General features: G+C 36.9%; 4 protein-coding genes. All 4 read left to right on the top strand.

Annotation, left to right across the window (positions count from 1 at the left end; translation table 11 throughout):
* Positions 1–105: 105 nt before the first annotated feature.
* The 4 genes from K7G79_RS14105 to K7G79_RS14090 are packed head-to-tail and all read left to right on the top strand — an operon-like array spanning position 106 to position 11,257.
* Positions 106–2,562 carry a glycoside hydrolase N-terminal domain-containing protein gene (locus K7G79_RS14105; RefSeq protein WP_223552245.1) on the top strand — a complete coding sequence of 819 codons (2,457 nt, stop codon included), beginning with the start codon at positions 106–108 and terminating at the stop codon, positions 2,560–2,562.
* A gap of 38 nt (positions 2,563–2,600) precedes the next feature.
* A complete protein-coding gene (locus K7G79_RS14100) occupies positions 2,601–5,777 on the top strand; it encodes a glycoside hydrolase family 2 TIM barrel-domain containing protein (protein ID WP_223552244.1) in 3,177 nt (1,058 codons plus the stop codon).
* A 50-nt stretch (positions 5,778–5,827) separates the two neighbouring features.
* Positions 5,828–8,923 carry a DUF5107 domain-containing protein gene (locus K7G79_RS14095; protein WP_223552243.1) on the top strand — a complete coding sequence of 1,032 codons (3,096 nt, stop codon included), beginning with the start codon at positions 5,828–5,830 and terminating at the stop codon, positions 8,921–8,923.
* 6 nt (positions 8,924–8,929) lie between these two features.
* Positions 8,930–11,257 (top strand): glycoside hydrolase N-terminal domain-containing protein, encoded by a 2,328-nt coding sequence (locus K7G79_RS14090; RefSeq protein ID WP_223552242.1) that lies wholly within the window; start codon positions 8,930–8,932, stop codon positions 11,255–11,257.
* Positions 11,258–11,468 lie beyond the last annotated feature (211 nt).

Below are 11,468 nucleotides of genomic sequence, written 5' to 3'. Positions count from 1 at the left end.
TGAAGAGTCCCATAATTCGTATTTTTTTATCACAAATCTAAAATACGGGATTCTCAGGCTACTTTAAAATTAAAACTTTTGGACGCTAGTGAAATTAAATTAAAGATGATGAGATATCTCATATTAATGTTATTGGCCTCACTTTTTGTGTCTTGTAAGACCAATACCAATATTGTATCCTTTAAGGGCACAGAAAGTAACGAGCCAGCTTCTACTTGGGAAGAAGCTATGGTAACAGGAAACGGTAATATGGGTGCTATGATGTACGGTAACCCTTTTAATGAAACCATCGTAGTGAACCATTGTGAAATGTTCTTAACTCTGGGTACCAAAGAATTTGTTAAACATGCTGCTCCTTTTATGCCAGAGATAAAGGAAAAAGCTCTGGAAGCTGGTGTAAACGGCCCAACTGTGGCACATCAAATGTTACTTGAAAAAACAGGGCAAAAAATTGATTGGACAGATCCTTTTCACCCCGCATTTATATTTCATATCAATAACACAGAACGAGCTTATAAAAACTATCAATTAACAGAAAACTTTGCAACTGGCGAATTAAAAGTTTCTTGGGATGACAATGAGGGCCATTGGGAAAGAAAATTGTTTATTTCTAGACCAGACGATGTCATTGTTATGGAAATATCGGGGCCTAAGGGTAAAGTGGGAGGTTCGTTTTCTATGGAATTAACCCATGAACTGATACAAACAGAAATGGCAGTAGCAAAAGGAGAAATAAAAACGCATGCTACCTATGTACATGGTAAAGGTGGATATGATAACGTGTTAAGAGTTATTCCAACTGGAGGGGAAATGATAAACGATTCATCATCTATAACGGTTTCACAAGCAGATAAAATTTTGGTTGTAATGCAAGTAGATAACTGGAAAACACCACTGCCCGAATCGCAAAGTGAGGTATGGGCCTACTCCCCTAAAAATCCAAAGTTTACAGGTGATTATTCCACTAATAAGCAAGAAGCTATTTTAAAGAAATTTGATGCTTTGGCTTCAGACTATGAAACTTTGCTTAAGCCTCATGCCCAAGTACATGGTGATTTGTTCCATAGAGTAAAACTAAACCTTAACGGAACCCAAACTGAAACAGTGTCCTCACAAATGCTATTACAGCAAGCGGCACAAAGCGGGCAATTGACTCCTGCTTTGGCAGAGAAAATGTATGATGCCTGTAGATATTTAATTATATGTAGTACAGGAAAGAACCCTCCCAATTTACAAGGCATTTGGACAGGTACATGGAAACCGGCATGGAGTGGAGATTATACCTTAGATTCTAACCTTCAATTGGAGGTTCAATCCATTATGAGTAGCAATATGCCCGAACTCATGGAAAACTATTTTACACTTATAGAATCTTGGCTGGTAGACAGTCGCTTGAACGCTGAAAAATTCTATGGCTGTAGAGGCATTGTATCTAATCCAAGAGCATCAAACACCAATCTTTTGTTGCATTGGGGCAGATGGCCAGGCGAACAATCCATTGGCACAATGGGATGGATGTTACACTTTTTTTATGATTACTACCAGTTTACTGGAGATTCAGTATTTCTGAAAGATAGGGTAGTGCCTTTATTAAAGGAGAATGCCTTGTTTTATGAAGATTTTTTAAAGGATACCGAAGATGAGAATGGTAAGTATCAATTTTTCATCTCCTATTCACCTGAGCAAGACCATTACTTGTATGCCAATTCAACCTTCGATATATCGGTAGCAAAAGCCGTTTTAACCTATTTGATAAAATCGTGCAAGCTTTTAAATATAGAGGAAGAAAACATCATAAAATGGCAAACGATGATAGATAAATTGCCCGATTATATGATTAATGCAAAAGGAGAACTTATGGAATGGGCTTCGGCAGGAACTCAAGAAGTTTACAATCAAAGGCATCATTCCCATTTATTGCCTCTATATCAATTTTGCGAATTCGATATGGAAACCAATCCTAAATTATGGAAGGCTTCAGCAAAAGCTTTAGATGGTAAAACAGAAAACTGGCTACACAACAGAGAAAATGCAGATAGCAACCATATAACCCATGGTATGATGAATCAAGCACAGGCAGCAGCACGTCTTGGAAAATCGGATGTTGTATTTGAAGTTCTTTCTAGACTTGCCACCGAACAATACATTTATCCCAGTTTTATGATGTCTTATTGGCCAAATAAAAAAGGCTATGGTTTTGATCCTATAGGAACCATACCAGATGTTATAAATAATGCCTTGGCATTTGCGTGGGAGGATATTATAGATATCATTCCGGCCTTACCAAAAGAATGGTCTAAAGGAGCTATCAATAATATATTATTAAGAGGGCAAGTTCAAATCGATGAACTGGCTTGGAATATGGAAATAGGCGAATTAAAATTGAAAATAACTTCCAAAATAGATAAAACGCTAACCATAAGACTTCCCGAAAAATATGAGGCAGGTAATATAGAGTGTAGTGAGGGAGAAGTGAAACATATTCAAGGCGAATATAATAATAAGTGGAAAATAGAATTATTTAAAAATAAGACAAAGGAACTTGTTTTTAGTCTCAAATAACTAAGAAGAATAATATTATGTTTGATACCAAAACAATAATGAAACCAGGAATAAAAACCATAAATTTTAAGATTGTATTAATAGCTGTGTTGTTAACATTTACAGGCGTAAAGGCACAACTTAAATTAGATTATGAAAATACTGAGGTTATAGGTATAAATAAGGAACCTGCGGTAGCGACCTTCTCAAGTTATACTTCCGAAGATAAAGCATTCTTGTTTAAAGCGCCTTCAACTGAAAGATCTTTAAATGGAACATGGAAGTTTAATTGGGTATCCTCGCCAGATAAAAGGCCTGTAGATTTTTATAAGCTGGATTTTGATGTGTCTCATTGGGAGAATATTGTTGTGCCTGGGAATTGGCAAATGCAGGGTTTTGGTCTACCTATTTATACCAACATTAAATACCCATTTAAAAAAGAACAACCACACGTCATGTTGGAGCCTCCTAAAGAATATACAAGCTACAAGTTGAGGAATCCTGTTGGAAGTTATAAAAGACACTTTACAATAGATGATAAATGGATGGACAAAACTGTTTATATAAAATTTGACGGGGTAAAGTCGGCTTTCTATCTGTGGATTAATGGTGAAAAAGTAGGTTACAGTCAAGGCAGTATGACCCCAGCCCAGTTTAATATAAGTAAGTATATAAAAGAGGGCGAAAATACCATCGCCGTTCAGGTGTATAGATGGTCGGACGGAAGCTATTTAGAAGACCAAGATATGTGGCGCCTTAGCGGTATTTTTAGGGATGTAACCCTTATGGCAAAGAATAAGGTTCACATTAGGGATTTTCATATAAATACAGATCTTGACGAAGAGTATAAAGACTCAGATTTGTCCATTAAGGTTAAAGTTCAAAACTTAGGGACTAAAACGGTAAAAAAACATAAGGTTAGAGCTATTGTTTATGATATTAATGGAGATGTTTTACAAAAAAGCAGCGAAGTACTTTTAGCAAATTTACCTAAAACTTTAGCAGGCACTGAGTCCGTTGTTGATTTAAGAATGAAAGTAATTTCCCCATTGTTATGGAGTGCAGAAACACCCAATTTATATACCTTGGTCTTACAACTTATCGATGCTAAAGAGAACATATTGGAATACATTCCATGGAAATTTGGATTTAAGGAAGTTGAGATTGATGGCAATTTATTTAAAATTAATGGTCAATTAGTAAAATTAAAAGGGGTCAACAGGCACGAACATCACCCAAGAACAGGACGGTATGTGGATGAAGAAACCATGCTGTTGGATATTAAATTAATGAAGCAGTGCAACATTAATTTTGTTCGTACAAGTCACTATCCTAATGCACCATTTTGGTATAAACTATGTGATGTCTATGGAATATATGTTATGGATGAATCCAATCAAGAATCTCATGGCTATAATATTGGAAATAAAGAATTGGGAGATAATCCTTTATGGGAAAAAGCACATGTAGATAGGGCGGTTTCTATGGTAGAGAGAGATAAGAACCATGCTTCTGTAATTATTTGGTCCTTAGGTAATGAAGGAGGTGCTGGCCAAAATATGATGGCCATGGCCAAAAGTATGAAGAACATTATTCCTAAAGCAGTGGTGTATTGCGATAGTGATTTAAGTGTTTCTGATATGTTGGACAAAGGCTATTTATCACCTAATGCCATGAGAAGAGTGGCAGAACGTGATACTTTACGCCCCATACTAATGCGAGAATATGCCCATGCCATGGGGAACTCGCTGGGTAATTTTAAGGAATATTGGGATGTATTTTATGATTTTGATTATACCGTTGGCGGGGCCGTTTGGGATTGGGTAGATCAAGGTCTGGCAAAAAAGAAAGATGGAAGCCCTTTAAGATATTTAGAAAACCCACATCAGTTGGGGCTTCATGCCGACGAATTTTGGACTATTGGAGGCGATTTTAACGATTATCCTAATGATGGCGAATTTTGCATTAACGGTTTAGTGGCTCCGGACAGAACCCCAAATCCACATTATTACGAAGCACAAAAAGTACATCAATCCATAAAGTTTGAAGCCGGAAATCTACAAGAAGGAACAATTAAAATCACCAACCTTTACAATTTTATAAACCTTAAAGCTTTTAGTTTCAAATGGAAACTTCAATATAATGGAGATGCTATTGAAAGTGGAGACATTAAAGATGTTGTTGTAGCTCCTAATCACTCAACTACAATAAATATTCCCTTGCAGCCATTATTCGAAGAGGGAGAATATATTCTAACACTATCGGCACACGTAAACGATAATGTTAATTGGGCACCAAAAGGATTCACAATAGCCAAGGAACAATTTATATTACAAGACTTTCGTTATCCAGGTGCCATTAACAAGGCTTCTGAAAATTTGATTCTTGAAACTTCAAACGAGCATCATATAATAAGAGGGAAGGATTTTTCTGTTTTTATCAATAAAACTAATGGGGCATTAGAAAGTTATAAATCAGCAGGAAAAGAATATATAGTTAATCCATTGGAGCCTTATTTCTGGAAACCACCAAACGATAACCAAGAAAGAAACGGTTATGTAAAAAGATTAGGTGCATGGAAGCAAGCTGGTAAAAATGTAGTACTTAATAATATAGAAGTCATAAAATCACAAAAAGAAAACGAAGTATCCTTAAATTTTGATTTAAAACTACCGGTGGGTGATGTTTCTTATAAATTAAAATACACAATAACTGGAAATGCCCAGATAAAAGTGGAGGCAGATTATATTCCAAATGCGACAGATATTCCATTAATTCCAAAATTTGGATTTAGAATGGCGTTGCCCAATACCTTTGAAAAGATAGAGTGGTATGGTCGAGGGCCTCATGAAAGTTATGCGGATAGAAAGACAGGAGCTTTATATAGTAAATATAAAATGCTTTTAGGTAACTTTATAACCCCATACATATCGCCTCAAGATAATGCTAACAGAACTGATGTGCGTTGGTTTAAGTTAAGCGATGGCACAGGTAATGGAATTGAAATAAAGGGGTTACAGCCAATGTCTTTTAGGGCTTGGCCATACACAGAAGACGATTTGGAAAATGCCAAACACGATTATGAAATTGCACAAAGGAATTTTATCAATTTGAATATAGATTACAAGGTTCACGGTGTTGGTGGCGACGATTCTTGGGGCGCCAGAACCCATAGTGAATACACCATAGATGGTAATAATCCCATATCTTTTGGATTTATAATTCAGAAACTATAATTTAAATGAATGCTAAAAGAATATTTTTTGTAGTACTAATTTTATTGGCAATGAGTACTTCAATATTCTCACAAAATGCCACGATAAGAGAAGAAAAATTTTCAATGAAAACCTATATGTTTTCAGACCCGAGTCCGTTACCTCAAATAGGTAGATTATATCCTTATTTTAGGTTTGATGGTTATACTAATAATGCGGAAGATAAGGAATGGAATATGGTAGTTTTGGAAAATGAATATATTAAAGTATTTGTGTGTCCTGACATTGGTGGTAAAATATGGGGTGCCATAGAAAAATCTACAGGCAAAGAATTTATGTATTATAACCATGTGGTCAAATTTAGGGATGTGGCCATGAGAGGCGCTTGGACTTCTGGTGGACTGGAGTATAATTTTGGGGATATAGGACACATTCCAACCTGTGCCACTCCGGTGGATTATAGAATTAAGGAGAATGAAGATGGTAGTGTTTCCTGTATTGTCGGAGCTTTGGATCTACCATCACGAACCAATTGGAACGTAGAGATTCGACTACCTAAGAATAAGGCCTTTTTTGAAACAAAGGCAACATGGTTTAATAATACTGATGTCCCAGTGACTTATTACCATTGGATGAATGCTGCGGCAAAATCTAAAGGCAATCTGGAGTTTTTGTATCCAGGGAACAAACGTATTGGACATGGAGGTGAAATAGGTGAATGGCCAATTGATGAAGGGAGAGAAATCAGTTTTTATGAAAAGAACAATTTTGGTATCTATAAATCCTATCATGTAATAAATTCCTATTCCGATTATTTTGGTGGCTATTATCACGATGATGATTTTGGTTTCGGACACTACAGTCTTTATGACGACAAGCCTGGGAAAAAAATATGGATTTGGGGCCTTTCCGACCAAGGGATGATTTGGGAAGACCTGTTAACCGATTCCGACGGACAATATATTGAATACCAATCGGGAAAACTGTTCAACCAAGCCGCAGCAAGTAGCACCTACACACCTTTTAAACATCGTGAATTTTCGCCCCACGATACCGATGTGATGCACGAATATTGGTTTCCGTTAAAAGAAACAAAAGGCATGGTAGCCGCTTCAAAATATGGGGTTTTTAATATCGAAAAATCTAAAGGCCAAATCACCCTATTTTTAAGTGCGTTACAAAATTTAGACGATGAATTGGTAGTTATTTCACAAGGTAAAACCATTTTAAGCAAAAAAGTAAAACTTGACCCCCTGCAATTGTTTACCGAATCATTAACTATAGATGATGTAAGTGATTTAGAAATAAACTTAGGAAACAAAAAGTTATATTACAATTCTAATAGCCCTAATAATTTGGTTAGTAGACCTATAGTTCCCAATGAAGATTTCAATTGGGAAACAGCTTATGGATTATATATTGAAGGCTTGGAATTGGAAAAACAACGTCGATATCCCGAAGCTTTGCAAGTTTATGAAAAAAGCCATGAAAAAGACTCTGGTTTTGTTCCAAAAATAAATCGGTTGTCGTTAAGTTACTATCGTATCATGCAATACGAAAAGGCCCTAGATTATATTACTAAGGCACTAGCCATAGATACTTACGATGGATTGGCAAACTACAATTATGGTTTAATACATACCATTTTAGGAAACACAAATGAAGCTAAGAGTGGATTTTCAATAGCCAGCCAAGATTTAGCATATAGGTCGGCGTCATACACAGAATTGGCAAAGCTGTTTTTAAATGAAAATAATTTTGACAAAGCCAAAGCATATATTAATAAAGCGTTGCATTTTAACAAATTTAATGTGAGTGCCCTTGAAATGCAAGCCTTTATTCATAGGAAAGAAAAAGATAATGTTTCGGCACAATCAAAATTAAAAGAGATTAGCCAATTAGATGCAACAAATATATTCGTTGCCGCTGAATTAATGTTTTTAAAACTAAAGAATGAATCGGAGTTCAAAGCGTATATTACCAATGAACTACCATATGAAACCTATCTCGAATTAGCTTTAAAGTATCAGGCATTAGGAAGCAATGATGAAGCTGTCGCCATATTGAAGCTAGCACCAAAGCACCCGATGGTGTTATTGTGGTTGGCCCATTTAGATGCTGAAAATACTACTGTCCATTTACAAGAAGCACTTGAATTACCTATAGATTTGGTGTTTCCGCATCGAGTGGAAAGCGTTACAATGTTAAATGAATTGATCAGTAAAAACCCTCACTGGAAATTAAAGTACTACATCGCACTTATTTATTGGAACAAAGGTCTGATGAAAGCCGCAAAAGACATGTTCAAGGCATGTGGCAATCAGCCCGATAGCCCTGTTTTTTATCTGTCAAAAATCAAATTATTTTCAGATGATACCCATACTGTTGAGCAAGCACTGGAAAAAGCATACGCTTTAGATAACAAAGACTGGCGGGTAAATATGGCACGCATAGAACAACACTTGGCCAACAACGCGTTTGAAGCCGCAGCCCAGAAAGCTATAACCTATTTAGAGCTATACCCTGAAAAATCGCAATTCGGGATGCACTATGCCAAAGCGTTGATGGGCATGAAGCGCTACGATGAATGCATTACCTTTTTAAAACAATTTAACGTTTTGCCGTATGAAGGCGCAACCATAGGACGGACCATGTACCATGATGCCTGTATCAATGCCGCCTACGATGCCCTTCAAAAAAAGAATTATAAAAAAGCCATTGCTTATGCCGAGCAGGCCAAACTTTGGCCAAAAAATTTAGGCGTGGGCAAGCATTACGATGTGGATGAGCGCTTAGATAACTTTATTATCGCCTATAGCTTAGAACAAATGGGCAAAAAATCCAAAGCCAAGCCTGTTTATGAAACCATAGCAAAGCACCGTACGCCCAAGTACTTGAGCGAAAGTACCAAATTGTATTTGCAACTCATGGCATTAGGGAAACTAAGCAAAACCCAAGAAGCTGGTAACCTCATGAAAGAGGCACTACAACATGATAAAAATAACCAATACCTAAAATGGGTAGAAGCAAAATATAAAAATAGCAACCCAGAACAAATAAGACAGGATATACTGGCTGCCAGTACCGAAGTACAGGTGTACGATACCAAGTTTGTGGATACCGAATTTGATTTACTAACCAATTTTTTAAACATTATAGAGAAATAACAAAACATGAAATTTAAAGCCTTACTATTTTTAATTAGTATTTATTCGTATTCACAGGACAAACATGACTTAACCTTATGGTACAGCCAGCCTGCAACCAATTGGATGACAGAAGCCCTGCCAATAGGCAACGGGTATATAGGTGCCATGTTTTTTGGAGGAGTACAGGAAGAGCATATTCAATTTTCAGAAGGCACCTTATGGTCTGGTGGTCCAGATTCCAACCCAAATTACAATTTTGGAATAAAGGAAGGGGCTTATAAATATTTGCCAGAGGTAAGAGCGTTGTTAAAAGAGGGGAAAACCCGAGAAGCAGACCAATTGGTTAAAGCTAAGTTTACGGGAGCTATAGAAACAGGATTACGTTATAATAGTGAATTTGGGGATTACGGCGCACAACAGACCATGGGCGATTTTTTTATAAAAGTAAACCATACAGGAGAAGCTTCCAATTATAAAAGAAGTCTGAATTTAAAAACAGGACTAGCAGAAGTAAGTTACAATATAGGTGATAAGAGCTATAAAAGAACCTATTTTGGAGATTACCCGAGTAAGGTTATGGTATATCATTTTGAGGCAGATGTTAAAACCGATTATGAAATACGTTTTAGATCCCCACATGCTAGAGTGAGGGAGTATTTTGAGGGTGACAACTACATCTTCCAAGGTAAAGTGGCCGATAACGGTATGGGGTTTGAAACCATCCTATCCTTAAAGCGAACAGACGGCGATATATCCTATAAAAATGGAGTAGTATATGTGAAAGGCGCAAAGGCAATGAACTTAGTGCATATAGCCGACACAGCATTCGAACTTTCTTATCCAGATTATAACAACCCAAATTTTAGATCAGAAAATAGAGAAGTCTTGAATCATGCCGATAGTGCTTCTTACAATGATTTAAAACAAGAATATAGATCGGACTATGGAAAGCTGTTCAACAGGGTTTCCCTTAATTTACACGGTGCGGATTTTAGCAATGACCCTACCGATATCCGACTTAAAAATTATGCAGATGGCCATCAGGACACAGGATTGGAAACTCTCTTTTTTCAATATGGTAGATATTTAATGATTTCTGGTAGTAGGCCCAATACCATGTCCATGCACTTACAAGGCAAATGGAACGATGCAACAAATCCAGCCTGGGCGGCCGATTACCACAGCAATATTAATTTACAAATGATTTATTGGCCTGCAGAATTAACCAATCTATCCGAATGCCATGAACCTTTTTTAGATTACATAGAAAGTCTTGTGAAACCAGGAGAACTGGCTGCAAAAGCCTATTTTAATGCTGATGGGTGGATGGCCAATACCATGTGCAATGCCTTTGGTTACACCTCACCGGGATGGGGAATCCCCTGGGGCTTTTTCCCGGGAGGTGCGGGGTGGTTCTCGCAACATCTTTGGGATCATTACGATTTTACAAATGACAAAGAGTTTTTACAGGATAAAGCATTTCCCATAATGAAAGAATCGGCTCGATTTTGGATAAGTTATTTAACCGAGGATGAAAATGGGAAGTTAGTTTCTGTGCCATCATATTCTCCCGAACACGGAGGAATTTCAAGTGGAGCTTCTATGGATCATCAAATCGCTTGGGATGTTTTGAACAATTGTATAAAAGCGGCAGAGGTATTAGGAATAGAAGATGAATTTACGCGAACAGCTTTAAGGGTAAGAGACAATATATTGCCACCACAAATTGGAAGCTGGGGTCAGTTACAAGAGTGGAAAGAAGATGTGGACGACCCCAATAATAAGCACAGGCACGTATCCCATTTATTTGCCTTGCATCCTGGCAATCAAATCTCAATGACAAAAACACCAGAATTGGCCAAAGCAGCAAGAGTATCGCTTGAAGCACGGGGCGATGGCGGCACGGGCTGGTCCCGTGCATGGAAAATGAATTTTTGGGCAAGATTGAACGACGGTAACAGAGCCCATAAATTGTTTCAAAACTTACTAAAAGTGGTTGAAGCAACAGGTATGGATATGGAAAATTCTGGAGGCACTTATGCCAATTTACTGTGTACCCATCCACCGTTTCAACTCGATGGAAATATGGGAGGTGTTTCGGGCATCGTAGAAATGTTATTACAATCCCAGTCTGGAATTATCGAACTATTACCGGCTTTACCAGATGTTTGGGAAAGTGGCGAAATAAAAGGATTAAAGGCACGAGGTGGATTTGAAGTGGATATAAAATGGAACAACGGAAAAGTTGTTGCTGGGCTTATTAAAGGAAAACCATTTCAAAAAGGAAGAGTTAAAATTAACAATAAAGTAAAACCCTTTAAACTTAATTCTAAAGGAACCTATAGTTTTTAAGTGAATTGTTTGTAGAAAGGATGAATGTTTATTTAGAATTTGATTGATAAGAAATATTTTTTACGTGTATAAGAAATATAATAAGAGTAAAGTGGACTTGCAACAAAAAATTGGACTTTAAGTTGAATGACTAAGCTGCCAGTTTCTGGTTATACATATCTAATTCAAATTCTCTTATAGTTTTATTTCCTAAAAAGGAATGCCTTCTTTT

The organism is Aestuariivivens sp. NBU2969, assembly GCF_019931125.1.
GTDB classification, from domain to species: Bacteria; Bacteroidota; Bacteroidia; order Flavobacteriales; family Flavobacteriaceae; genus Aestuariivivens; species Aestuariivivens marinum.
Note: the sequence above shows the minus strand (reverse complement) of the source record. Positions and strands in the feature narration are given on the sequence as shown.